A 23,165-nucleotide genomic window follows, 5' to 3' on the forward strand; every position below is an offset into this window, starting at 1 on the left:
CAGCGGCGCCGGTAAGTGCTTTCCCCCAGTTGACAGCTCCGAGGGCCGACCGGAACGCCAACCCTAAGCGGCGAGCCGCGAACACTCTCCCAATGCGCGAGGCCCACCCCATCGAGCGTGTGGTCGGTATGGAGTACTACGTCAGCGACGCCGACGGCGTGGGCGGCCATCTGCGGGCGAGCCCCGAGGACTTCCGCGTCACCGAGCTGGAGTCGTTCGACACCGCGCCGGTCGACGCCGATACGGGCGGATATCCCCACCTCGTCTTCCGGGCACAACTCCGCGACTGGGACACCAACGACTTCGCCAGCGCGCTGTCGGACAAGCTGGGCATCTCCCGCGAGCGCGTCTCCTGGGCGGGCACGAAGGACAAGCGAGCGGTCACCCGCCAGCTGTTCTCGGTGAAAGGGGTCGACCCGGACGACCTCCCGGAGCTGGACGCGGCAGACATCGACGTCGTCGGCCGCGCCGGCCGCCCCATCCTCTTTGGCGACCTCGCCGGCAACGCCTTCGAAATCGTCGTTCGGGACGCCGACGCGCCCGAGAACGCGGCGTCCGTCGTCACTGACCTGCGGCGGTTCGCCGGTGGCGAGGCACGCGAGTCCCGTCGGGACGAGCGAGCCTCGGAACCGTCGAGCGGTGAGGGTACCGAACCGCGAGAGCCAGATGGCGACGCCCTCCCGGACGACGAGACCACCGTCGCCGTCCCGAACTACTTCGGCCAGCAGCGGTTCGGTTCGCGCCGACCGGTCACCCACGAGGTCGGTCTCGCTATCGTCCGTGAGGCGTGGAAAGACGCGGTGCTTGCCTACGTGGGCAATCCACACGAGCGCGAGCCCGAGGCCACGCAGGCCGCCCGTGAGTACGTGGACGAGACCGAGGACTGGCAGGGGGCGCTGGAGCGGCTTCCACGAGCGCTGGGCTACGAGCGGTCGATGTGTCACACGCTGGTAGACAACGGCGGTGAGACGGCAGCGGACTTCCGCGAGGCCGTCGAGACCCTTCCCACCAATCTCCAGACGCTCTTTGTCAACGCCGCCCAGTCGTACGTCTTCAACAGGATTCTCTCCGAGCGGCTCGAACGGGGCCTGCCGTTCGACCGACCCGTCGAGGGTGACGTGGTATGTTTCAGAGATAGCGAGGCGCCCGCCGACCTCCCGCTGCCCGACACCGACCGCATCCAGCGGGTCACCGGAAAACGGCTGCGGACCGTCGAACGCCACTGCGAGCGCGGCCGGGCGTTCGTCACCGCACCGCTGGTGGGCACCGAGACCGAACTGGCCGACGGCGAAGCGGGCGAGATAGAGCGCGAGGTCCTCGACGACGTGGGGCTGGAACCGAATGACTTCGCGCTTCCGGGGGAGTTCGATAGCTCGGGAACACGACGGGCGGTCCAGGTCCAGACGGAACTCTCCGTCGAGCGAGACGGCGACGACCTGACCTTCGAGTTCTCGTTGCCAAAGGGGAGCTACGCGACCGTCCTGCTCCGGGAGTTCCGCAAGAACGACCCGGCGAAGTAGTTTTTGGGTAGTCGACCTACTGATTCACTGCGACTCCCTCTCAGAGCCAGAAAGCCCCGGCCGTCTGAACTCGGGAGGCTCGTTGCGGTCCTCGCTCACTTCGTTCGCTGTGGTCCTTACTTCGCCTGCCTTCGTTCAGACGGCCGCCCCTTTCAGTCCCACCCAGCGCTGTTTGACCAGCCGGCTACGGGTGGGACTGAAAGGGGCCGTGCGCTCGACGAACCCCGACGAAGCAAGCACTGGAGCGAACGAAGTGAGCGAAGCGCGCAGCGAGTCGCGGGAGTCGAGCGCACGGGGGCTTTCTGGCTGTCCGCAGTGGCGGTCACCTGTACTGCTATCGGGGCTTTCTGGCTGTCTGCACTCGCGGCCCTGTCCCCAACTGCAATGTTGTCGACGAGGAACCGCCTCGCTTATCCGCGCCTGCGACCCTACCAATCGGTATGGACTGCCGGCAGTGTGCCACCGCGTTAGATAGACCGGGCGATTACTGCCTGGTCTGTCGCACTGCCAACGCCGACGCCGTCGTGCTGGAACTCGAACGCGAGCGGGCGACGGTCACCTGTCTGCTGGACGGGGAGGTGGTCGGCGCACGGACGGTGACGACGACCCCCGAGGGGTCGGGCAGCGACCAGAACGCGGTCGTCGAGCTGCGGAACTTCGCCGGCCTCGTCGCCGACGAAGTACAACGGAAACGGCCCGAGGAGGTGTACGTCACCGGCGACCGGGCGGTCATTAGCGCGGTCAGGGGCCAGCTCCACCACGAGTTCTTCCGGGTGGAAGGCGAGGACCCCGTCCAGCGGGTCATCGACCGGCAGGGCGAGCCGGCTCTGGAAGTCGTGGACGCCCCGCCCGAGTCGAAACTGGGCGGGAGCCACTCGACGCTCATCGGCGGCCGAGCGGGCCAGCGGGTCATCTACACCGTCGCCGGCCATCCACACGTCAAGAAGGTGATTCCGGGGCCTATCGACGCCGGCGGGGCGTCCTCGCCGACGGGCGTGCGGGCGAAGGCGACACGGGCCGACGCCAACGGGAACGTCCGGGTCCTGATTCGCGATGGCTCCAGCGTCCAGGAGAACCGCGTGGTGACGACCGCCGGGGACCGCGAACTCGGCGAGCACGTTCGGGCGGACCTGAACGAGGCGCTGGTCGAGGCCGAGCTCCAGGACGAGTAGCTCAGACGACCAGCCCCACGGCGAGGAGCCCACAGACCACGAGCGAGACTGTGCCGCCGCGAGCGACCGCCGAGAGAGTCGTCTTCGCGTCGAGTACCAGCGGGATAGCGTGTAGCGTCGCCAGCAGGAGGAACGCGACCGGTGCGACGGCGTCGAAAGCGACGGTTCCCAGCGCGAGCACTGCGAGCGCGACGGCACCCGCAGCCAGATACCCCCACCCACGACGACCTGCGCCCGCTCGCACGAGTAGCCCGCCGGTCCACAGATAGCCCAGCGTTGCCGCCCCGACCCAGGCGGTCCAGAAGGCCAGGCGAGCGGGGACCACGTCGACCAGGCCGCCGACGGTCAGTGCCATCGCGGTCCCGTTGACGACGCCCCAGCCGAACATCGGGTCGGAGAACCGCACCGCGTCGGGGCCGTGCAGAACCGTCAGCGAGACGAAGCCGCCGACGAGGACGGCCCACAGCGCCGTCGCGAGCAGGGCACTCGCGGGCGGGTCGAGCCACAAAAGCATCTGCGTCCCACCCCAGCCGACCAGCCCGGCCGTCGCGCCGGCGAGCAGGAACCTCGATTCGCCTATGCGGGCGCTGGTGGCCGGTGCGACCCGCTCGAGTCGCGTCCGAAGGCCGTCGGTCACAGCCATCGGCGGCGGTTAGACCGCGGCCGCCTTGTGACTGTCTACAGCCTGCGCAGGCCGAGACCGCTCACGCGAACTCGGCTGCCAGCAGGAGGACACTGGGCGCCACCAGCAACACCAGGCCGGCGAGTATGCACAGTGCCGGGAGCACTAGCAGCCCCATCTCGGTGAACAGCCACAGACCAAGCCCCGCGAGCAGCAGTACGAGCCCGACGAGGCGGAGCAACCACGTGACGATACCCTCGAAGCCCGAATCCGCGACGACGTCGACGACTTCCAGTACTTCGTCCATGGCGTTGCAGGCGTTCATCGTCGAGCCGGTTAATCGCTGTGGATGGCACCCTCGACAACGCCGTATCTCGAAGGGCTTATGTGGCCGCTGGGCCGACCAATGGGTACTATGGCTAGCAAGAGCGGGAAGACCGGCAGCTCCGGCCGATTCGGCGCTCGCTACGGTCGCGTCTCACGGCGTCGCGTCGCGGAGATCGAGGCGGAGATGAACGAGGACCACACCTGTCCGAACTGCGGCGAGGACCAGGTCGACCGGCAGGGCACGGGCATCTGGCAGTGTAGCTACTGCGATTACAAGTACACCGGTGGGAGCTACAAGCCCGAGACCCCCGGCGGCAAGACGGTCCGTCGCTCCATCCGCGCTGCACTCGCCGAAGACGAGGAATAACGCTCGAACCCAATCTGTCAGCTATGAGCTACAAGTGTTCACGCTGTAAGCGCGACGTAACACTCGACGAGTACGGTGGCGTCCGCTGTCCGTACTGCGGCCACCGCGTGCTGCTGAAGGAGCGCTCGCCCGACGTCAAAGAAATCGACGTCAAGTGACGCCCCAGCGTACGGGCCCGCCCCACCGCACTGTTTTTCGGCTGGACTACCCTGACGAGTCGGTGGCTCGCTGCGTCGAGCGGAGCCTCCGGCCCGAAATCGGTGACATCGAGGGGGACCGGACAACCGCCCGCCTGGCCCGCGAGGGTGCGACGCTGTGCGTGACCGTCGCGGCCGACGACCTCGTCGCCCTGCGGGCGGGGTGTAACACGTGGCTGACGCTCTCGTCGGTCGCCGAGGCGGCTTCTCAGGACTGAGACGGTTCTTGTAGCTGTGTCCCGGGAGTCGCCGTCACGGCGACTCCGGTACGAGACTACAAGAATCCATATGGATACGCACCGATACGCTATAGTTCGTCGGCTCTGTCAGTTATGCTATCAACGAGCTGACGCTGTAGTATGACGAACGAATCCACCAGTCGCGAACTGATAGTTGGCGGTGCGGACATGCCCGCGCCGAGCAGCGCCGTCGAGGTACTGTACGTCGACGCGGAGGCGGCGGTCCGCGAGCGGACGCGGGCTGCGATGGCAGACCAGCGGTCCGACCTCTCCGTCGCGAGTGTCGGTACCGTCGAGGCCGCTGTCGAGGTGGCAACGGCGACGCCGCCGGCCTGTCTGGTCGTGGACCCAGTCGGGCTAGGGGACATCGGCCCGCTGCTCGATGTCGTCGACGCGCCGGTCATCGTCTACACGGAGCGAGAGCCGACGGAACTGGCGGACCCGCTCGCGGGCGCGATGCGGACGGTCGTCGAGAAAGGGCCGACGAACCGCGGCGGCTTCCTCGCGGAGAAGGTCATCAGCACGGTCGACACTCCGACCGCACGGAGCGAGTACGCGCTCCAGCAGGCTCTGGCCGGCGTGAGTCGGCAGGCCGAGACCGGCCAGGCGGTGTTCCTCGTCGAGGACGGCGATATCGTCTGGTCAAGTATGTCGCTGGTCGGACTGGTCGGGACGAGCGACCCGCCGGCGACCGACGATATCTACGAGCAGCTGGCCGCCCTCTGTGCGCACCAGAGCGGTGTCATCGCGGTCGAACAGTTCAGTAGGGACCCGCCGGAGTCGACGACTATCCGGACTGGGGCGGCGGCCAACGAGCGCCATCTCCTCCTGCAGCGGTATCCGTTGCCCGACGAGACGACGGCGACGTCGTTCGTTCTGGTCAGGGACGTCACCGAGACGGCCGGGCGGGACGCCCGGCTCTCGATGCTGGAACTGCTGACCGAGCAGGCACAGGACGGGCTCTACACGCTCGACGAACGGGGCATCATCGACTTCTGTAACGAGTCGTTCGCGAAGAACCTGGGCTACGAGCCGGCCGAACTGCGCGGTGAACACGCCGAGCAGACGCTGGCACCGGGCGAACTGGAGAAGGGCCAGCGGACCATCGCGGAGCTGCTTTCCTCCGAGCGAGACAGCACCACGGTCGACCTGACCTTCCAGCGCAAGGACGGCACCGAACGTGAGATATCCATCCACTACACGCTGTTGTACGACCAGGACGGCGGCTACAGCGGCCTGATGGGTGTCACTCGCGACATCACCGAGCGAATCGAGCGCGAGCGGGAACTGGAGCGACGCAAGGAGCTGTTCGACGGTATCGTCGACCACTTCCCCAACGGCGCCGTCTTCCTCTTCGACGACGACCTGCAGTATACGATGGCGGGTGGCGACGAACTGGAACGGGTGGGGCTCGACCAGTCGGACATACTCGGCCAGACGCCGTCTGCGGTGTTCCCGCCGGAGAACGCCGACCGGCTCGAACAGGCCCACCAGGACGCCCTGGTCGGCGAGGAGAGTTCCTTCCACGCCACTGTCTTCGGCCGACACTACGAGATTCAGACGATTCCGATACGGGACAGCGACGGGGCGGTCGTCTCCGGGATGGCGCTCGCACAGAACGTCACCGAACGGGTACAGCGGGAACGCGAGCTCGAACAGTCGAACACGCTGCTGTCGACGCTGTTCGATGCGCTCCCGGTGGGTATCCTCGTCGAGGACAGCGACCGGGAGATCCTCACGGTTAACCAGCGCTTTGTCGACCTGTTCGATATCCCCCAGTCGCCCGACGACCTCGTCGGCACGTACTGTCTGGACAACGCCGAGGCTATCGCCGATGTCGTCGCCGACCGGGAGGCGTTTCTGTCGGCGCTGGAGCGGCTGCCGGACGGGCGCCAACGCCGGCTCAACGAACACCTCGAACTGGCCGACGGGCGCGTCTTCCAGCGCAGTTACCTCCCGGTCGACCTCCCGACCGGACCGGCGAACATCTGGCTCTACCGGGATATCACCGACCGAATCGAACGCGAGCGGGAACTCGAACAGACGACAGAGCGGCTCGAACTCGCACTCGAGGGCGCCGAACTCGGCGTCTGGGACTGGAACGTCGAGACCGGCGAGATTGCCTTCGACGATCGCTGGGCCGGGATGCTCGGCTACTCGGTGTCGGAGCTCGCCCCCCGGCTGGAGACGTGGGAGGAGCTGGTCCACCCGGAGGACTCAGACCGCGTGTGGGAGACGATGGACACGCATCTCGCGGGCGGGAGCCATACCTTCCACTGTGAGTACCGGCTGCGGACGAACTCGGGGGAGTATCGGTGGACACGCGACATCGGCCGTGTCGTCGACCGCGACGACGACGGCAGGCCGCTGCGCGCCGTCGGCATCCACCAGGACATCACCGAGCGCAAGGAGCGCCAGCGCGAACTCGAGACACAGCGCGACGAACTGGCGACGCTCGCGCAGGTCCACGGCCTCATCCACGACGTCATCGGCGCGCTGGGGTCGGCGGCGACCCGGTCGGCTATCGAAGAGACGGTGTGTGACCGCCTCGTAGAGTCGGAGCTCTACCAGTTCGCGTGTATCGGCGAGCGCGAGGGGGCGAGCACGCAGCTCCGGCGCAAGACTGTCGCCGGGGACGACGACGGTTATCTGGACATCGTCTCCGAGCGCTCCGACGCCGGCGACGGCAACCCCGGCACGGAAGCGATTCGAACCGGTGAGGCCCAGGTCGTCCACGATATCGAGACCGACGACCGGGTCGCGTCGTGGCGGGACGCGGCGCTGGCCCGGGAGTTCCGCTCGGCGCTCGTGGTCCCGCTGCGCCACGACGAGGCCATCCACGGCGTCCTCGCCGTCTACGCCAACCGTCCCGAGGCGTTCAGCCAGCGCGCCGTCGAGGCCTTCACGGTGCTGGGCGAGATGGTCGGCTTTGCCTACACGGCCGTCCAGAACCGACAGCTTCTGGCCCACGACCGCGTCGTCGAGATGGAGTTCCAGTCGACGTCACCGGAGGCCTACCCGCTGGACGTGGCCACGAAACACGACTGCGTGCTCCGGGGCTCCGGGAGCGTCGACCTCGGTGACGAGGTGCTGGCGTACATGACCGTCGAGGGCGCACCGCCGGAGGCTGTGTTACCGGATTTCCTCGACCACGACTCCGTTCCGAATGGGCGGGTCATCCGCGCCGACGGGGACAGCGGTGTCATCGAACTCAGGGCGGCCGGGTCCTATCAGTCCGCGCTCCTCGATGTCGGCGTCAGGCCCATCGACTTCGTCGCGGACGGCGAGTCACTCACCATCACCGTCGAGGCCCCGCTCGACGCCGAGCCGCGGACGATACTCGATACGCTATCGGAGCACGCACCCGGGTTCGAGCTGGTCGTCAAACAGGCCCGGGACCGCCAGCCGACGGACGAGGGCGACAGTCTCTCTCTCTGTGACGAACTGACCGACCGGCAACGGGAAGTGCTCCGCTCGGCCTATCTCGCGGGCTACTACGAATGGCCCCGGGATACGACTGCCGAACAACTGGCCGAGACGCTCGATATCGCTTCCTCGACGCTACACCAGCATCTCCGACGGGCCGAGCGTAACCTGTTGGGCAAGATACTTGATATGTGAGGGTCACTTCACCTAGAAGGTTCGGACGGCAAGCAGTTACCTAGACAACTAGGTGGTCAGTTGATGTTCCCATCGGTTCTAGGTATAATACGGGAAATGAGCGAACAGCAACAAGGCCCACGCGGTGAGCAGTGGCAGGGGATGACTCCCCAGGACCGGGGTCTCAGGACACCGGTGATAGACGACGTCTTCGCGGCGCTGTCGGACTGGCGACGGCGCGCGGTCTGTCGGTACCTCGTGACCTGCGACGACACAGGGGTCGAGGCCGGCACACTGGCGACTGCCGTGGCCAGACGGGCGCAGGCGAGCGGGGTAGCCGACTCGGAGGCCACCGTCGAGGCCGTCGAGCAGGCGCTGGTCGAGACCCACCTGCCCGAACTGGACCGTCTCGGCCTGCTCGACTTCGACGAACGGAGCGGTGCCGTCCACTACTGGGGCCACGCCACCGTCGAGAAGTGGGCCGAACACGCCGACGCCGTCACCAAGCGCAACGAGTTCTAATACGACCGACAGTCGTAGGTCCCCGCCGGCCCTCCACCACGCATGGACCTCCCGCCGGTCGGTCTCGGCACGATGGGCGTCGACGACCCGAGTGTCGTCGCTGCCGCCCTCGATGTCGGGTACACTCACATCGACACCGCCCAGATATACGACAACGAAGCCGTCGTCGGGGACGGGCTCGCGGGTGGCGACCTCGAGGACTGCGTCGTCGCGACCAAACTCTGGACCGACAGCCTCGCCGCCGACGCGGTGCGTGCCGGCACCGAACGGAGTCTCGACCGCCTCGGACTCGACGCCGTGGACCTGCTGTACGTCCACCGACCTCGCGGCGACTACGACCCCGCGACGACGCTGCCCGCCCTCGAACGGGTCCGGGCAACTGGACTCACTGACGGTATCGGCCTCTCGAACTTCACGCTCGACCAGGTCCGGACGGCCGACGAGTACGTCGACGACATCGCCGCCCATCAGGTGGAGTTTCACCCCTTCTTCCGGGACGAGGCGCTGCTCGGGCACGCACAGCGCGAGGACTACCCGCTGGTCGCGTACTCGCCGCTCGCCGGCGGGCTGGTGTTCGAGGACCCCACTATCCAGGCTATCGCCCAGCGACACGAGACGACGCCCGCCGCCGTCGCCATCGCCTGGGCCACGAGCTACGACAACGTCGTGACCATCCCGAAGGCGTCCTCCCGGGCGCATCTCGAAGCGAACCTTGAGGCCACCCGGCTGGAACTGGCGGCGGGGGATATCGACGCCATCGAGGCCATCGACCGGGAAGAGGAGCTGTTCCCGGAGTAAGTGAGACGGAAAATCGGCCGTCGTACCTATTGGGTTGGGGTAGCCGACTTTACGTGCTCACCGTCTATATCAAATGTATGTCATCTCCAGCAACGGCAACGGCAGCACTGCTCCAGGCCACGCAGGCGGAGGCCGTAGAGGCAATCCAGAACGACGTGTTACTGTCGTCGTCCCTCTGGGTGAACATCGCGCTCGCCGGCTTTTCGGCGCTGTTGTTCGTGTATATGGGCCGGAACGTGACCGACCCCCGGGCGAAGTTCATCTTCGCAGCGACGTTGATGATTCCGCTGGTCTCCATCTCGAGTTACACCGGCCTCCTCTCGGGGCTGACAGTCGGGTTCATCGAGATGCCGGCCGGCCACGCGCTGGCCGGCGAGGAAGTGATGAGCCAGTGGGGCCGCTACCTGACCTGGGCGCTGTCGACGCCGATGATACTGCTGGCGCTCGGGCTCTTGGCGAAGGTCGACACCCCTAGCCTCTTTACCGTCATCGTCGCCGACATCGGGATGTGTATCACCGGCCTCGCGGCCGCGCTCGTCACCTCGTCGTACGCCCTCCGGTGGGCCTTCTATCTCATCAGCTGTGCGTTCTTCATCGTGGTGTTGTACGCCATCCTCGTCGAGTGGCCCAAATCAGCCGCCGCGGCCGACACCGACGAGATATTCGGCACTCTCCGGGCACTGACCGTCGTGCTGTGGCTGGGCTATCCGATCATCTGGGCGCTGGGCGTCGAGGGACTCGCGCTCGTCCAGAGCGTCGGCCTCACCTCCTGGGGCTACTCGGCGCTCGACATCGGTGCGAAGTACGTCTTCGCGTTCCTGCTCCTGCGCTGGGTCGCGGCCAACGAGGGCGTCGTCTCCGAGTCGGGCGTGACGGCCGGTTCGGAGGCCGGCGGCGCCGCACCGGTCGACGACTGACGCCGGCGCGTCCCCTAATCACTCCCGGACGAGCAGGTACGCGATGAAACCGGGGATGCTGCCGAAGAGGCTGTCACTTCGCTACGCTCGTGACAAGCTCCCGCTCAACGGCCAGCGCCGTCTCAGGGAGACAGGCGCTGGCGGTCTCGCGGGAACAGAACAGCTTCTCGGATGTTCTCCAGCCCGAGCATCGTCATGACCAGGCGTTCGCCACCCAGGCCCCAGCCGGCGTGGGGCGGCATCCCGTACTTGAACATCTTGGTGTAGTACTCGAAGGCTTCCGGGTCCAGGCCCTGCTGTTCGAAGCCGGAGACGAGGTGGTCGTAGCGGTGCTCACGCTGGCCGCCCGAGACCAGTTCCATCGACGGGTGCATCATGTCGAAGCCGGTCGAGATCTCCTCGTCGTCGTCGTGGTCCTTGATGTAGAACGGCTTGATCTCGCTGGGCCAGTCGGTGATGAAGTAGTGCTCGCCGACTTCCTGGCCCAGCACGTGTTCGGCCTCCGTCGAGAGGTCGTCGCCCCAGACCAGCGGCTCGTCCAGCTCGCCCGTGGCGTTTATCTCGTCGAGGGCCTCCTGGTAGGTGAGCCGCGGGAAGTCACCCTCGGGGGCCTCGAATTCGTCTTCGAGCCCGAGCGCTTCCAGTTCGTCCTGGCAGTTCTGTGCGACGCCCTCGTAGGCCGCCTTCACGACGTGTTCGCAGGCGTCCATCGCCTCCGTGTGGTCGTAGAAGGCCGACTCGAAGTCGATGCTGGTGGCCTCGTTGAGGTGCCGCGGCGTGTTGTGCTCCTCGGCACGGAAGATGGGGCCGATCTCGAAGACCCGCTCCAGCCCGGAGCCGACCATCAGCTGCTTGAACAGCTGCGGGCTCTGGTTCATGAACGCTTCCTGGCCGAAGTAGGTGATGGGGAACAGCTCGGTGCCGCCCTCGGTCCCCGTGGCGACGATTTTCGGCGTGTTGATCTCCGTACCACCCAGCTCGCGGAAGGCCTCGCGCACCGACCGCAGCACTTCGGCGCGAATCTCGAAGATGGCCTTGACCTCGTCCTTGCGGAGGTCCAGCGTGCGGTTGTCCAGTCGAGTCGGGAGCTCGGCGTCGACCTTGCCGGAGGGGTCCAGCGGCAGTTCCGGGTCGGCCTCCGAAATCACGTCGACCGACTCGGGCGTGACCTCGACACCGGTCGGGGCACGCGGCTCCTCTTCGACCTCGCCCGTCACGCTGATGACCGACTCGCGCTGGACGCCGAGTCCGGTCTCGACCAGCTCGTCGTCCATCTCGTCTTTCTCGAACTTGACCTGAATCTTCCCGGTGGTGTCCCGGAGGATGAGGAAGGCGATACCACCGAGGTCGCGAATCTCGTGGACCCAGCCGGCGACGGTGACGTGGTCGCCCGGCTCGGCGTCTGCGGTGTAGGTTCGGTCGTCCATGGGGGCAGCTATTGATGGGTGGGACTTAAGGACAGTCTTTCTGTGCGAGGTGACGAACGAAGTGAGTCACCTCGATACGGACACGGCGAACGGAGTGAGCCGTGGAGGAGCGGCGAGACGCCGAACGAAGTGAGGCGTCTCGAAGGCGACGCGGTGACTGTTACCGAGTCACCGCTCGGCCTGCCAGATCATCATGACGGCGCCCAGGACCACTGCTCCGATGACGATGCCTCGCGTCAGATATCCCGCCACCGTCTCACCGAGGCCCAGCGAGACGAGATACTCTGTCCCGTACGTGACGAAGACGATTCCCACGAGGCCGAGTATCATGATGATGATGAATCGCTTCAGTCGTACGATGTACCGTCGAACGGCGGTCTCGACGAGGTCGCGCAACGAGTTGGGAAACAGGTCGAGCATTACTGCAATATAAGAAAGGTAGAATATAAGCGTTTCTGACACGGAATAATGCTAGCGCGTCCGGTCGCAGGCCCGACTCTGGCTCACTCCGTGAACTCCCTCGACCGCCAGTGCGCCCAGCCCGCAAGCGCCAGCGCGAGGACGATGTAGCCGCCCCACAGCAGGCCCCGCTCTGGCGACCCGACCAGTGGGTCCACCAGCCCGACCAGCACAGTGAGGACACCGGTCGCGGTGGTCACCCGCCCGACTAGCGTCGTGAGCGCCGCGGCGTCGGTCACCGTCGCCCCGCGAGCGCCGGCCACGAGCGACAGGTCCTCTGTGCGTCTGATATAGCGACCGAGCCAGACGAGAAATAGGCCCGTCACGGTCATAACGGCGACGAGAAAGAGCGACTCAGCTGTCAGCTGGCCCATCAGACGAGTGGAGAACCAAGTCGCTTACTCGGTCGCTTTCGCGGCCTTGGCGTCCTGTGCACCCTTGACGGTCTCGCGGACCGCCTCGACGCCCTCGTCGTGGACCAGGTCACCGACGACGATGGTGTCGGCGTGTTCGGCCATCGTGCGGGCGGAGTCGTAGTCGTGGATGCCGCCGCCGTAGAAGAGGGTGGCCTCGTCTAAGATGTCGGCCGCGGCGGCGACCTTCTCGGTGTCACCCAGCATCCCGGAGTACTCGACGTAGATTATCTCCTGGCCCAGCAGGTGTTCGGCGGCCTCGGCGTAGGCGGCCACTTCGTCGGCTTCGAGGTCGCAGTTGGCCTGCGTGTAGGTGGCGACGGAGGCGTCGGGGTTCATCACGATGTAGGCCTCCGTGAAGGTGCGCGACCAGTCTATCTCGTCGTCGATGCGAATCCACTCCTTGTGGGCGCCCGTAATCCAGGTGACGTCGCCGGCGTTCATCACGACGGGGATGAGATAGCCGTCGTGGCGGTCGCTGTGGACGACCGACGCGGGGTTCGAGGGCTCGATGTAGACGGGGATGTCGTGTTTGCCACAGGCGTCGACGACCCGTTTCATCTTCTCCTCGGTCATCCCGGTGGTGCCGCCGACTTCGATGGCGTCGGTCCCGGTCGCCGCCACGTCCTCGTATGTCTCGTCGGCGTACAGCGTCTTGTCGGGGTCGATTTTGGTGATGTGGTCCCAGTCCGCCCAGTCGCTCATACGGATGGGACGTTCGTCTGACGGCATAACCGCTTCGGATGGGCGAAACAGGAGTGAGTCGGCACACGTCACCACCAGCGGGTGAGCCGCCACCGCGAGCGCTGACGAGGTTCGAACACACCCGCGGAAGCCTTTTTCACCCTGCGGCCGTCCGATCTGCCATGGCATCGACCGGCGAGCACGCGAGGGCCACGCCGACGGAACTGGCCGCGGAGCTGCTGGTGGCGTTGCGGACCGACGCCGAGCCCGAGCCGTTACTGTCGGCGCTGGCTGACTGTTCGGAGGCCGCACTCGCGCCCGTTCGCGAGGACCACGAGACCGGGCTCGCGTTCTGGCTGAACTGCTACAACGCGGGGACGACGCGGCTCCTCGCCGAGCGGCCCGAACTGTACGACTCTCACTGGCGCTTCTTCCGCGCGCCGGCGCTGACCGTCGCCGGCCACCCGCTCGGGCTTGACGCCATCGAGCACGGCATCCTGCGGGGCTCGCGTTCGAAGTACGGGCTGGGGTATCTGCCCCGATTGCTCCCCGATAGCTTCGAACACCGCTACAAGCTCGCCGCCGTGGACCCGCGCATCCACTTCGCATTGCACTGTGGCGCAGCGAGCTGTCCGGCGATTCGCGCCTACGAGCCGGCCGTCGTCGACGACCAGCTCGACACCGCGACACGGACGTATCTCGACGCCACCGTCGAGTACGACCACGACGCGGGTGTGGTCAGCGTCCCGCGGGTTTTCCGCTGGTTCCCGGGCGATTTCGGCGGCCGGGCCGGGGTTCGGGCGTTCCTTCGCCGGTACGACCAGTTGCCCGAGGCGTCCGTCGACCTCGACTATCTCGACTGGGACTGGTCGCGCGAGACGCCGACGTTCGCCGGCTGACACGAGCCGGTCCGCACGCCCGATACCGGGCTAGAACACGTCACCGGAGAGTTCGTCAGCGTTCTCGACGAGACAATCGAGCAGTGGTCGGAGCTCATCGAAGCGTGGCCCCCGCGCTATCTCGCCGGTGTCTCGGTCCCACTGGATATACCCCTCGTCGGCCAGTTTCGGGAGGTGGACGTGACACATATCTATCTCGAACGATTGGGGCTCTGTCTCGACTCGGTGGAGCTCATGCAGATGCAGGGGTGGTGACGGGCTCTCCGGCCCGGAACCAAACAGCGAGACGAGGACTCGGCGGCGCTTGCGGTCGGCGAGAGCGGTCAGGGCGGCGTCTAGCGATGGTTGGGTTCGTGTCTCCTGTCCGGTCATCGGTCCCCATACCCCCTGTCGGTCGAGGCGGCCGCGTGCCGAACGCGCCCCGCCGGCGTGACCCGCTGGTTGACCGACGCGTTCGCGCTCGTCCGCGTCACTCGCCGGCGAAGGCGGTCTGCCTGCGGAGTGGCCGGCGAGCGGGCGCCGCTGTCAGATGTCATGATATTGTCCATATATGAAACTGCACTGTCAGCATTGAAAGGACAGTGTCTCAATACTGCGACAGCTGACTGATTACAGTCGCAACATTGCGACTACTGGTCGAGACAGACCGCACGTCACTCTTGCCAGTGGTGGTCTGTCTGCGCTGCCCCGGCCGGGTCGAAGACAGCCGCACAGAGCTGCCGCTGGGCACCTCGCAGGTGGTAATTGAACGTCGACTGCGCGATACCGAGGGCGTCCGCGAGCTCGGCACCGGTCTGGACGCGCGGCGACTCGAAGAACCCACAGCGGTACGCGAGCGCGAACACTTCCTGTTGCCGGGGGGTAAGCTGCTCCCGGAAGGCCGTCTGCAGCCGCTGGGTGGTGTCGGGCGACCGCTCCCGGGTGCGGCGTGCGATCAGTTCCAGTTCCAGACCGGTGGCCGTGAGTCCGTCGAGGTACTCCCGAACGGCCGCCGTCTCCGGAAGGGTAACGACAGCCGTCGCGACACCGGCGTCGATTGTCAGTGACTGAACGGTCGCGCTGTCGCTCTGCAATCGTGTGACGAGCGAGTCGTCCGCTATCTCGGCTTTGCACAGCGTACCGCCCTCACCCGCCGCGAGGGCCCTGAGGCTATCGACGGACAGGGACGACTCGGCGGCCGTCATCAGCGCCTCCCGGGTCACGCCACTGGCTGTGAACACGACCGTCGGTTCCGCCCCGTCGCCGACTACCACCCCATCGGACTCGATGACGCACCCGGTCTCCCGCGAGAGACGGCACAGCGGCGTCTTTGCGTCCGTGACCCGGAGTGTGAGTTCGACGACGCTCCCGCCCTGGCGGGTCGCTGCGGCCTCCGCAGCGTGAATCGCGTGGGCGATTGTCCCGCCCAGCTCAGCGAGGACTTGCTCGTCGCGGTCTCCCCGGTGGGGTGTCGCTGCGTAGACGACCAGCACTCCGAAGGCGGATTCCTCGTAGACAAGCGGGATACAGTGACAGGAGCGCGCGCCACGTTCGAGGGCCGCCTCGCGCCACGGTGTGGCCCGCACATCGGTTGCGATATCACCGACGGTCTGCATCTCGCTCGACTGGACGGCCGTCACGAACGGGTCAGTCGCGGGGGTTCCGGGCCCGAGTCTGTCGTCCGCGGTCGGATCGGTGGTGGCGGTGAGCGCCTCGATGGCACTGCTGTCGACCCCGGCCCAGGCCCGCGGGCTCACCGCTGGGGGCTCCGGGTCGTAGCCGCCGACCCAGGCGAACAGGTACCGCTCGGACTCGGCCAGGCGCTCACAGACCGTCTTGTCTATCGCCGAGACGGTGTCGGCCTCCACGAGCGACTGGTCGATTCGCCGGATGAGGGTGTTCAGTTCGTCGAGTTCCTGGAGTTCCCGATTCCGGCGCTGCAATGCCGCTTCACCCGATGCACGGTCCCACGCTGTCTCGATGGTCGCCGCGAGCGTCTCGACGAGGTCGAGCGTCCCGCTGTCGAACCGACCCGGCTCGGTCGAGGCCACCTCGAGGACGCCGTGGCGGCCCAGCGGGACCACGAGACGGCTTCGTATCGGCTCGGCCGACGGGTCCTCGGGGACCCCCGCCGGGGCGTCGAGCTCGCTCTCGACGGCCGGCTCCCCGCTGACGAACGCCGCCCAGGCGCGCTCGCTGCGCTGGTCCGACGGTCGGTCCGGCGTCGCGTGCTCTGGGTCGGTCTCGCTGTCGACTGCCCTGAGTTCCCCCTCGTCCTTGTCGTAGCGCCACAGTGTCGTCGACGGACAGTCGACGACCTCCCGGGCGAGTTCGACGACCCTCTCTCGGAGTGTCGCTACGTCGGCGTCGATGAACACCTGGCTCGCGTCCGTGAGCCGCCGGAGGATACTGTTGGTTTCGGCCAGTTCTCGCTCGGCCCGAGCCCGCTCGACGGCTGCCCAGGTCGACTCGACCGTCTCCCTGGTCAGCTCGACGGCGGTGTCGCTCCACTCGCGAGGGGTGGTCTGTTGGAGCGTGAACAGGCCGACGAGCCGCCCGGATTTCAATAAGGGTACGGTGAGATACGCGTGGATGTCGGCGGCCAGGTACGCCGCCTCCTGCTCGTCGGACTGGTCCTCGATGGCCGTCACGTCGTCGACGACCAGTGGCTCCCCCCGCCGGAGCCTGTCCCCGACGTGGTCCCCGAAGTCCGAGAATCGGTGTTTGGTTTCGACCTCTGTGAGCCCGTCGCGGGCATACCCGTCCCGGACCTGGAGTGTCTCCTCGTCGGGGAACACCTCGAGATACAGCGCCCGGTCGACGTCCAGCCGTTCGGCGAGGAGCTTACCGGCCACGCTCTGGATTTCCTCCGGGTCGGTCAGCGGCCGGAGCCGCTCGGCGAGCTCGGCGCGGAACGTGTCCACGCCCTCTTTGTCGTCCGGTATGCGCCACCACAGGCGACTGCACCCGTCGACGACTCTGGTCTCCACAACGCCCGCATCGACGAGGGCGTCGAGACTGTCCTCGAGTGCCCCGTCCGAACAGTCGACCATCCCGGCGAGTTCGCCCGTTGTCACTGGGCCGAGTCCGTCGAGCGCGCCGATGATGTCCTCGTTCGAACAGGCGAGGTCGCTCATACCGCCAAAATGTAAGCAGGAGATAAAAACGTCTGGCCCGTGTGCGGTGGCCTACGTTTTAGTCCCTCCTCGCAGTCCCTCCGACCATGCACCAGTTGACGACTGTCGAGGCGGTCCACGAGGACGGCTCGTACCTGTTCACCGCCGAGGACCCCTACGGCGACCCCGAAGAGGTCATCCTGGTGCCCTGTAAGGACGGTGTCGCGGCGTGGGTCAACCGCTGTACCCACGAGAACCAGCCGTTCGATACCGGACAGGGCGTCCCGATGCGCGACGGCGAGATTATCTGCCCCCGCCACGGCTCGCTGTTCGACGCCTGCGACGGCGACTGTGACAACGGCGAGGCCGCCGGGACGACGCTGCCAGATATCGATATCGCGGAGCGTCATGGGACGATTTTTCTCATCGACGACGACTACGAGTTCATGCACGAGGGAGGTATCGACGACGACGGGGGACCGAGTTCGACGTCGCATCTGCAGTTGTAGGGTCCGCACGAACGGAGTGAGTGCGGTTCACTGACCACGAGGCGAAGCCGAGTGGTCAGCCTTTTTGGCCACCGAATGACTCGCTGGCTCACGGCGGGGCCGTTCGCCTCCCACGGTTCTTACTCTGCTCGAACCGCGCATTGCTCGTCTTTCGAGCCTTCGTTCGCTGCGCTCACGAAGACCACGTTTTTCGAGTCGAGCGGGACCGGCGGTCCCGCTGTCTGCGCGCGGGTCCATGACCCGCTCGCACGGTCCGAGGGAGCTTTGCTCCCTCGCTAACCTGCGAACGGGCGCGACGCGCCGTGGGCAGAGAGTGGTGACTGTAGCGAGCACCGTGAGCGAAGTCACCCGACGACGAAAAAGGTGGACGACGATGACGGGCCGAGTTCGACCTCGTATCTACATCTGTAGGGCCATAGCCCGATTCTGCGGGCGTTTTGCAACGGTCTCAGTCTGAGCTACACGCCGCTGTATAATTGTGCACAAATACAGCTAGAACTTCCAGTTCCTGTCCCAATCGTGCAGCAAAAACAGTGGAGAAAAAGACTTTAGGTGACACACGTCCAAGTAACTGGTAGAAAGTGGCCGGGACCTAAACTCGTGACTTGTCGACACGAGTCGACGAGGCCGAGCGCAGGCGACCGGTCCGAACAAAGGTACAGCAAATGGCTAGACACGATTACGACCTCCCGGCAGACTACGAGACGCGGATTGCAGAGGGAACGATGAGCGACTGGTACACGCAGGAACGCGCCAAACGACAGGCGCTGCAACAGGACACGAACTTCGAACGGGAGTTCCTGGGCCTGCGCGACAGTATCGAGCGGCTAGTCGCGGCCGCCAGCGAGACAGTGAAGATAGAGCGCTAGGCCTCGAGTTCGGTCTGCCAGTCCCGCACCTGGCTCGCGCTGACGCCCTGGACCTCGGCGGCGACGATGTCGGCGTCCGCTTCCTTTAGAGCGTCCAGGGAGTCTACGCCGGCCGCTTCGAGCTTCTCGGCGGTCGCCCCGCCGATGCCGCTTAAGTCCTCTAGCTCCTCGACGGCGTTTCTGGCGCGGTACTCCTCGAAGTTACAGATGGGACAGCCCAGTTCCCACGGGTCGTCGCTGTCGGGGTCGACGACGAGTTCGGGGAGGTCGTGGTCCTCGCAGAACTCGTCGGTGACCTCGATGTCGCCGTTTCGGGGCAGCGGCAGCGAGTACTCACAGTCGGGGTAGCGCGTACAGCCGACCAGCCGGGAGCCCGAGCGGAGGTGTTTGATGGCGAGTTCGCCGCCGTCCGGTTCGTGGCAGTCCGGACACGGTCCGATAATCTCGTCCTCGCTCTCGTCGGCCTTCTCGGCCTCACAGCGGGGACAGCCGTGGACGAAGGTGTCCCGGCCCGCGAGCATCTTCACGTGGTGCATCTCGTGCTCGTCGCACTCGTCGTCCAGCACGAGCGGCTCGCCGGTCGAGGGCAGCGGGAGCGTGTTCCGACACTCGGGGAAGCCGTCACAGCCGACGAAATAGGAACCCTGGCGAGAGCGGCGGACGAGCATCGCCTCGCCACACTGCGGACACGGGCCCAGCGTCTTGTCGGCCTTCAGGGACTCCTGGAGGTGTTCGCCGATCTCCTCGCGGGAGTCGGCCAGTTCGTCGAACACCTTCTGGAGCATCTCGCGGGACTCGTCGGTCACCTCGTCGAGGGTGGCCTCGCCGTTGGCGATACGAGTCATGTCTTCCTCCAGCTGGGCGGTCATGTCGTCGCTGACGACGCGGTCGGCGAACTCCTCGGCGGCCTCGACGACGGCCATCGCCAGCGTCGTCGGGCGGGGCGGGTCCCCCTCGATGTAGCCGCGGTCGTACAGTTTCTCGATGCTATTGTGTCGCGTGCTCTTTGTTCCCAACCCACGTGACTCCATGGTCTCGATGAGCCGGGACTGCCCGTACCGTCGGGGCGGCTGGGTCTGTTTGTCTTCGAGGGTGACCTCGCTCATCGCCAGCGCCTCGCCCTCCTCGACGTCGGGGACGTGGTTCTCGCTGGCGCTGGAGTACGGATAGACGGCGTGGTAGCCGGGTTCGACCAGGCGCTTGCCGTTGGCCTTCAGCGAGCGACCGGCGGCCTCGGCGACGACGCGCAGGCGCTCCCACGTGGCGGCCTCGGCGACCGTCGCGAAAAAGCGACGGACGACGAGTTCGTACACTTCCCACTCGTCCTCGGAGAGCTCGGACTTCGGGGGCAGCTCACCGGTCGGGTGGATCGGCGGGTGGTCGGTGGTCTCCTCGTCGCCCTCGGTGGCGACGATGTCGTCCTGTTCGAGCAGCGCCTCGGCGTCCTCGCCGAAATCGGGCGAGCTGACGAACGCGTCGAGCAGCTCGTCCTCCTCTAGGTCTTCGGGGTAGACGGTGTTGTCCGTCCGCGGGTAGGTCATGTAACCCGCGGTGTAGAGCTCCTCGGCGATGGACATCGCCCGCTGGGCGGAGTAGCCAAGCGAACTGGCCGCCGAGATAAAGGCCGTCGTGTTAAAGGGCGTCGGCGGGCTGTCGGTGCGGGTACGCCGGCGAACGCTGGTGACCGTCGCGGCCTCGACCCCGCTGAGGTCGGCGTAGGCCGCGTCGGCGGCGTCTTCGTCCCAGACGCGTTCGGCCTCGCTGCCGTCGTCGTCGTAGAAGTACTGGGCCTCGAAGGTCGAATCGTCTTTCGTGAGGTCGGCGAATATCTCCCAGTAGTCCTCGGGGTCGAAGGCCTGGATTTCCCGCTCGCGGTCGACGATGAGCTTCAGCGTCGGTGACTGGACCCGGCCCACGGAGATGAAGTCGTCGCCCAGCTGCCGCGCGGAGAGGGAGAGAAAGCGGGTGAGGGCGGCCCCCCACACGAGGTCGATAATCTGGCGGGCTTCGCCCGCGGCAGCGAGGTCGAAGTCGATGTCGTCCGGTTCGGAAAAGGCCTCCCGGACCTCACGTTCGGTGATAGAGGAGAAGCGAACGCGGGAGACGGGCACGTCGGTCACCTCGCGGATGAGCTCGTAGGCCTCCTTGCCGATGAGTTCGCCCTCGCGGTCGTAGTCAGTCGCGATGATGGCGGACTCGGCTTTCCGTGCGAGTTGCTTGAGCGTCGTGACGATGTTCTCCTGGGTCGCTTCCTTCGTGACTTCGGCGTCGATGAGTTCGACCGGCTCGACGTCGCGCCAGTCGTTGTACTCGGGCGGGAAGTCGACGCCGACGACGTGGCCCGAGAGGCCGACGACGCGCTTGGTCCCCCACCGGTAGACGTTCACCCCGTTGCGCCGCTCGGCCGAAGCGCTCCCCTCCGAGAGGATTTCGGCGATGCGGCGGGCGGCGTTGTCCTTCTCTGTGATTATCAGCTCCATCGGACACCACCTGTCGTGCTCATTAGGGGTCGCTACGCTCGGAGTCGTTCTAAAGACTTTCGGGGGAATCGGCCTACAGCGCGGGTGCGCGAGCGCCTGCGGGCCCGTGGGCCACGCTATAGGCGGCGGTGGAACCGAGCCAGCGAACGATTGCCGAATATCTTTCACCCTTATAGACAAAGTTTTATCTGTTATTTGGACGAACGAACATGATAGACCGGGGATGACTGTAGGAAGCAACACGCCGGGGGCGGAGGAATCGAGCACGGACGAGACGACGGACCCACGAGCTGACCTGCCCGGGAGCCAGGGAGAACACGAACTGCAGGCGGAGCTGGGCACAGCCGACCGGGCCGAGGCGTTCTACGACACGGCCATGCAACACGCCCTGACCAGCCAGATGAAGTCGTTCCTCATGGACCGATGGATGGGCTTTGCCAGCGCACTCGACGGCGACCGACCGGTGACGGAACCGTGCTTCGCCGACGAGGGGTTCATCAGGATACTCGCCGACGACCGAATCGCGTGGCCGGCGGCGGCGATGGTCGACGGCAGCGGGCCGCTGGTCGGCCCCAACGAGGAACGGTTCCTCTCGCTGGTGACTGTCGACTGGTGGGACACGACCGTCGGCCTCCACATCAACGGGTCGGCGCATCGACGAGTGGCCCCGCCGGTCGGCGTCTCCCGGGACGGGCCCGCGACGGACTGGTACGTCCTCGACATCGAGGAGGCGTACATCCACTGTGCGAAACACATCCCCGAACTGGCGGTCGACGACGGGGCGCCCGAGGGCCCCGAGGTCGCGCCGAGTCGGACGACGTACGACCGCCTGGTCCCCGCCGTCGAGAAGTTCATCGGAACGCAGGTGGTCTCCTTCCTCGGCACGGCTGACAGCGAGGGTGAGACCGACCTCTCGCCCCGGATAGGTCCCCCCGGATTCGTCCAGGTGCTCGACGAACACACGCTGGCGTGGCCGGAGTACCGCGGCAACGGCATCCACGCCTCTATGGGTAACATCAGGGAACGCGGGGTCGCGACCCTCACGTTCCTCGACTGGTGGAACACGGAGGCTATCGTCCGGGTCTCCGGCTCGGCGACGCTGCACGACGAGGTCGCCGGCGCCACCGACCTCACCGACGTCGACCGGACGAAAAAGTGGGTCCTGATGGACGTCGAGGAGGCGACGGTCACGACGGACCCGCCGCTGCCGTCGCTCTCGGTCGAGTCGTTCGACCCGCCGTGGGGGACCGACGACGAGGAGGTCAAGAAGAGCGGCTTCTTCACAGAGGCGTGACGGTGGTCCGGGTCGGCTACCTCCGCCGGGAGACCGACGCGCTCTTGTCGCTGACAGTCCGAGTATCGCTATGGACAGACGGACCGCCCGTATCTCCCGTGCGGTCGCCGCCGCGCTCGTCTTCGTGACGGCGGCCTACCACCTCTGGTGGGGATTCCCCCGGAGCCTCGTCTACCTGAACGCGTTCGGGACGGGAATCCCGCCTGACCCGCGACCGTTCCTCTTCGTCGCGCTCGGACTGCTCTTGCTCGCGGGCCCGTATCTCGTCAGCTTCGAGGTCATCTCACTCAGAACTGCCTATGCTGGGGCCGCGCTCCTGCTGGTCGGCTCCATCGCAGCCTGGGTCACCTGGCACGCCACCGGCCACGGGGCCTTCCTCGTCGGTGGCCCGGCCCCCGCGTCGGGCGGCGGCGGACACAGTCACGGCGGTCAGAACACCGTGCTCCTCGTCCTCTCGCACTTCCCCGCCGAACCGGTCGAGGGCGCTATCAAGCTGGTCGAGACCGCTGCGGTCGTCCTCTTTGTGACGCTGCTGCGGCTGGACCCGGCGGTCACGACGCAGGCACAGCAGGCAAACGGTGACCAGACCGAGGCGAGCGAGACCTAGTCGGTCGGACCGGCGAGCCGCTCTCTCGGTGGCGGAGCCAAACGCGATACGATCTCGCGCGTACTGTCGCTGTCCGCTGGGCCGTCTCCCTTCCACCGGACGCCCCCTCCCACGCAATTACTTTGCCTGCGGTGAGTAACGCGCGCTC

General features: G+C 66.5%; 24 protein-coding genes. 14 read left to right on the top strand and 10 right to left on the bottom strand.

All coding sequences use genetic code 11. The annotated features are described in order from the left end of the window. The first annotated feature begins 92 nt into the window (after nucleotides 1–92). Nucleotides 93–1,520, top strand: a complete 1,428-nt coding sequence (truD, locus tag EGD98_RS01315) for a tRNA pseudouridine(13) synthase TruD (protein ID WP_220586544.1) — start codon at nucleotides 93–95, stop codon at nucleotides 1,518–1,520. A 440-nt stretch (nucleotides 1,521–1,960) separates the two neighbouring features. Further along, nucleotides 1,961–2,692, top strand: a complete 732-nt coding sequence (locus EGD98_RS01320; RefSeq protein ID WP_220586545.1) for a DUF2103 domain-containing protein — start codon at nucleotides 1,961–1,963, stop codon at nucleotides 2,690–2,692. 1 nt (nucleotide 2,693) lies between these two features. On the opposite strand, the gene EGD98_RS01325 is transcribed toward EGD98_RS01320, so the two are convergent. Continuing rightward, nucleotides 2,694–3,335: a hypothetical protein gene (locus EGD98_RS01325; protein WP_220586546.1), complete on the bottom strand. Its 642-nt coding sequence runs from the start codon at nucleotides 3,333–3,335 to the stop codon at nucleotides 2,694–2,696. A 61-nt stretch (nucleotides 3,336–3,396) separates the two neighbouring features. Beyond that, entirely contained in the window at nucleotides 3,397–3,621 is a 225-nt protein-coding gene (locus tag EGD98_RS01330; RefSeq protein WP_220586547.1) for a hypothetical protein, read from the bottom strand. 78 nt (nucleotides 3,622–3,699) lie between these two features. Here EGD98_RS01330 and EGD98_RS01335 point away from each other — a divergent pair, with 78 nt between their 5' ends. The 7 genes from EGD98_RS01335 to EGD98_RS01365 all read left to right on the top strand — a co-directional run bounded on the left by EGD98_RS01335 (nucleotide 3,700) and on the right by EGD98_RS01365 (nucleotide 10,281). Beyond that, nucleotides 3,700–4,008, top strand: a complete 309-nt coding sequence (locus EGD98_RS01335) for a 50S ribosomal protein L37ae (protein ID WP_220588014.1) — start codon at nucleotides 3,700–3,702, stop codon at nucleotides 4,006–4,008. Nucleotides 4,009–4,031: 23 nt separating this feature from the next. Next, nucleotides 4,032–4,166: a DNA-directed RNA polymerase subunit P gene (locus EGD98_RS01340; protein WP_166968497.1), complete on the top strand. Its 135-nt coding sequence runs from the start codon at nucleotides 4,032–4,034 to the stop codon at nucleotides 4,164–4,166. A 41-nt stretch (nucleotides 4,167–4,207) separates the two neighbouring features. Then, nucleotides 4,208–4,423: a KEOPS complex subunit Pcc1 gene (locus tag EGD98_RS01345; RefSeq protein ID WP_236039277.1), complete on the top strand. Its 216-nt coding sequence runs from the start codon at nucleotides 4,208–4,210 to the stop codon at nucleotides 4,421–4,423. Between the two features lie 141 nt (nucleotides 4,424–4,564). Beyond that, the gene (locus EGD98_RS01350; protein ID WP_220586549.1) at nucleotides 4,565–8,065 is read left to right on the top strand and encodes a PAS domain S-box protein; all 3,501 of its coding nucleotides are present in this window, start codon (nucleotides 4,565–4,567) and stop codon (nucleotides 8,063–8,065) included. Between the two features lie 141 nt (nucleotides 8,066–8,206). Next, entirely contained in the window at nucleotides 8,207–8,566 is a 360-nt protein-coding gene (locus tag EGD98_RS01355; RefSeq protein ID WP_220588015.1) for a DUF7344 domain-containing protein, read from the top strand. Nucleotides 8,567–8,608: 42 nt separating this feature from the next. Continuing rightward, nucleotides 8,609–9,364 (top strand): aldo/keto reductase, encoded by a 756-nt coding sequence (locus EGD98_RS01360; protein ID WP_220586550.1) that lies wholly within the window; start codon nucleotides 8,609–8,611, stop codon nucleotides 9,362–9,364. Nucleotides 9,365–9,441: 77 nt separating this feature from the next. Next, on the top strand, nucleotides 9,442–10,281 hold the full coding sequence (locus tag EGD98_RS01365; protein WP_220586551.1) for a bacteriorhodopsin: 840 nt from the start codon (nucleotides 9,442–9,444) through the stop codon (nucleotides 10,279–10,281). A 122-nt stretch (nucleotides 10,282–10,403) separates the two neighbouring features. Here EGD98_RS01365 and aspS read toward each other — a convergent pair whose 3' ends face one another. The 4 genes from aspS to EGD98_RS01385 form a co-directional block, all read right to left on the bottom strand. Further along, nucleotides 10,404–11,708: an aspartate--tRNA(Asn) ligase gene (aspS, locus tag EGD98_RS01370; RefSeq protein WP_220586552.1), complete on the bottom strand. Its 1,305-nt coding sequence runs from the start codon at nucleotides 11,706–11,708 to the stop codon at nucleotides 10,404–10,406. A gap of 168 nt (nucleotides 11,709–11,876) precedes the next feature. Further along, nucleotides 11,877–12,128 (bottom strand): hypothetical protein, encoded by a 252-nt coding sequence (locus tag EGD98_RS01375; protein ID WP_220586553.1) that lies wholly within the window; start codon nucleotides 12,126–12,128, stop codon nucleotides 11,877–11,879. 83 nt (nucleotides 12,129–12,211) lie between these two features. Continuing rightward, a complete protein-coding gene (locus tag EGD98_RS01380) occupies nucleotides 12,212–12,541 on the bottom strand; it encodes a hypothetical protein (RefSeq protein WP_220586554.1) in 330 nt (109 codons plus the stop codon). Between the two features lie 24 nt (nucleotides 12,542–12,565). Next, nucleotides 12,566–13,285, bottom strand: coding sequence for a phosphoglycerol geranylgeranyltransferase (locus tag EGD98_RS01385; protein ID WP_220586555.1), 720 nt, complete (start codon nucleotides 13,283–13,285; stop codon nucleotides 12,566–12,568). Nucleotides 13,286–13,446: 161 nt separating this feature from the next. Here EGD98_RS01385 and EGD98_RS01390 point away from each other — a divergent pair, with 161 nt between their 5' ends. Next, nucleotides 13,447–14,163, top strand: a complete 717-nt coding sequence (locus tag EGD98_RS01390) for a DUF547 domain-containing protein (protein WP_220586556.1) — start codon at nucleotides 13,447–13,449, stop codon at nucleotides 14,161–14,163. A gap of 30 nt (nucleotides 14,164–14,193) precedes the next feature. On the opposite strand, the gene EGD98_RS01395 is transcribed toward EGD98_RS01390, so the two are convergent. The 3 genes from EGD98_RS01395 to EGD98_RS01405 form a co-directional block, all read right to left on the bottom strand. After that, on the bottom strand, nucleotides 14,194–14,535 hold the full coding sequence (locus tag EGD98_RS01395; RefSeq protein ID WP_220586557.1) for a DUF7344 domain-containing protein: 342 nt from the start codon (nucleotides 14,533–14,535) through the stop codon (nucleotides 14,194–14,196). Continuing rightward, nucleotides 14,532–14,699: a hypothetical protein gene (locus EGD98_RS01400; RefSeq protein ID WP_220586558.1), complete on the bottom strand. Its 168-nt coding sequence runs from the start codon at nucleotides 14,697–14,699 to the stop codon at nucleotides 14,532–14,534. Before EGD98_RS01400 ends, EGD98_RS01395 begins: the two co-directional genes overlap by 4 nt. Before the next feature lie 117 nt (nucleotides 14,700–14,816). Next, the gene (locus tag EGD98_RS01405) at nucleotides 14,817–17,279 is read right to left on the bottom strand and encodes a GAF domain-containing protein (RefSeq protein WP_220586559.1); all 2,463 of its coding nucleotides are present in this window, start codon (nucleotides 17,277–17,279) and stop codon (nucleotides 14,817–14,819) included. 86 nt (nucleotides 17,280–17,365) lie between these two features. Here EGD98_RS01405 and EGD98_RS01410 point away from each other — a divergent pair, with 86 nt between their 5' ends. Continuing rightward, nucleotides 17,366–17,767 carry a Rieske (2Fe-2S) protein gene (locus EGD98_RS01410; RefSeq protein WP_220586560.1) on the top strand — a complete coding sequence of 134 codons (402 nt, stop codon included), beginning with the start codon at nucleotides 17,366–17,368 and terminating at the stop codon, nucleotides 17,765–17,767. 665 nt (nucleotides 17,768–18,432) lie between these two features. Beyond that, complete coding sequence (locus EGD98_RS01415; RefSeq protein ID WP_220586561.1) at nucleotides 18,433–18,636, top strand: hypothetical protein; 204 nt, start codon at nucleotides 18,433–18,435, stop codon at nucleotides 18,634–18,636. Here the strand turns inward: EGD98_RS01415 and EGD98_RS01420 are convergent. Then, on the bottom strand, nucleotides 18,633–21,116 hold the full coding sequence (locus tag EGD98_RS01420; protein WP_220586562.1) for a DNA topoisomerase I: 2,484 nt from the start codon (nucleotides 21,114–21,116) through the stop codon (nucleotides 18,633–18,635). The genes EGD98_RS01415 and EGD98_RS01420 overlap by 4 nt on opposite strands. Nucleotides 21,117–21,339: 223 nt before the next feature. On the opposite strand from EGD98_RS01420, the gene EGD98_RS01425 reads away from it, so the two are divergent. Then, complete coding sequence (locus EGD98_RS01425) at nucleotides 21,340–22,410, top strand: pyridoxamine 5'-phosphate oxidase family protein (protein WP_220586563.1); 1,071 nt, start codon at nucleotides 21,340–21,342, stop codon at nucleotides 22,408–22,410. A gap of 70 nt (nucleotides 22,411–22,480) precedes the next feature. Beyond that, complete coding sequence (locus tag EGD98_RS01430) at nucleotides 22,481–23,017, top strand: hypothetical protein (RefSeq protein ID WP_220586564.1); 537 nt, start codon at nucleotides 22,481–22,483, stop codon at nucleotides 23,015–23,017. Nucleotides 23,018–23,165: the final 148 nt, after the last annotated feature.

It is taken from the genome of Haloarcula salinisoli (assembly GCF_019599405.1).
Classification (GTDB): Archaea; Halobacteriota; Halobacteria; order Halobacteriales; family Haloarculaceae; genus Haloarcula; species Haloarcula salinisoli.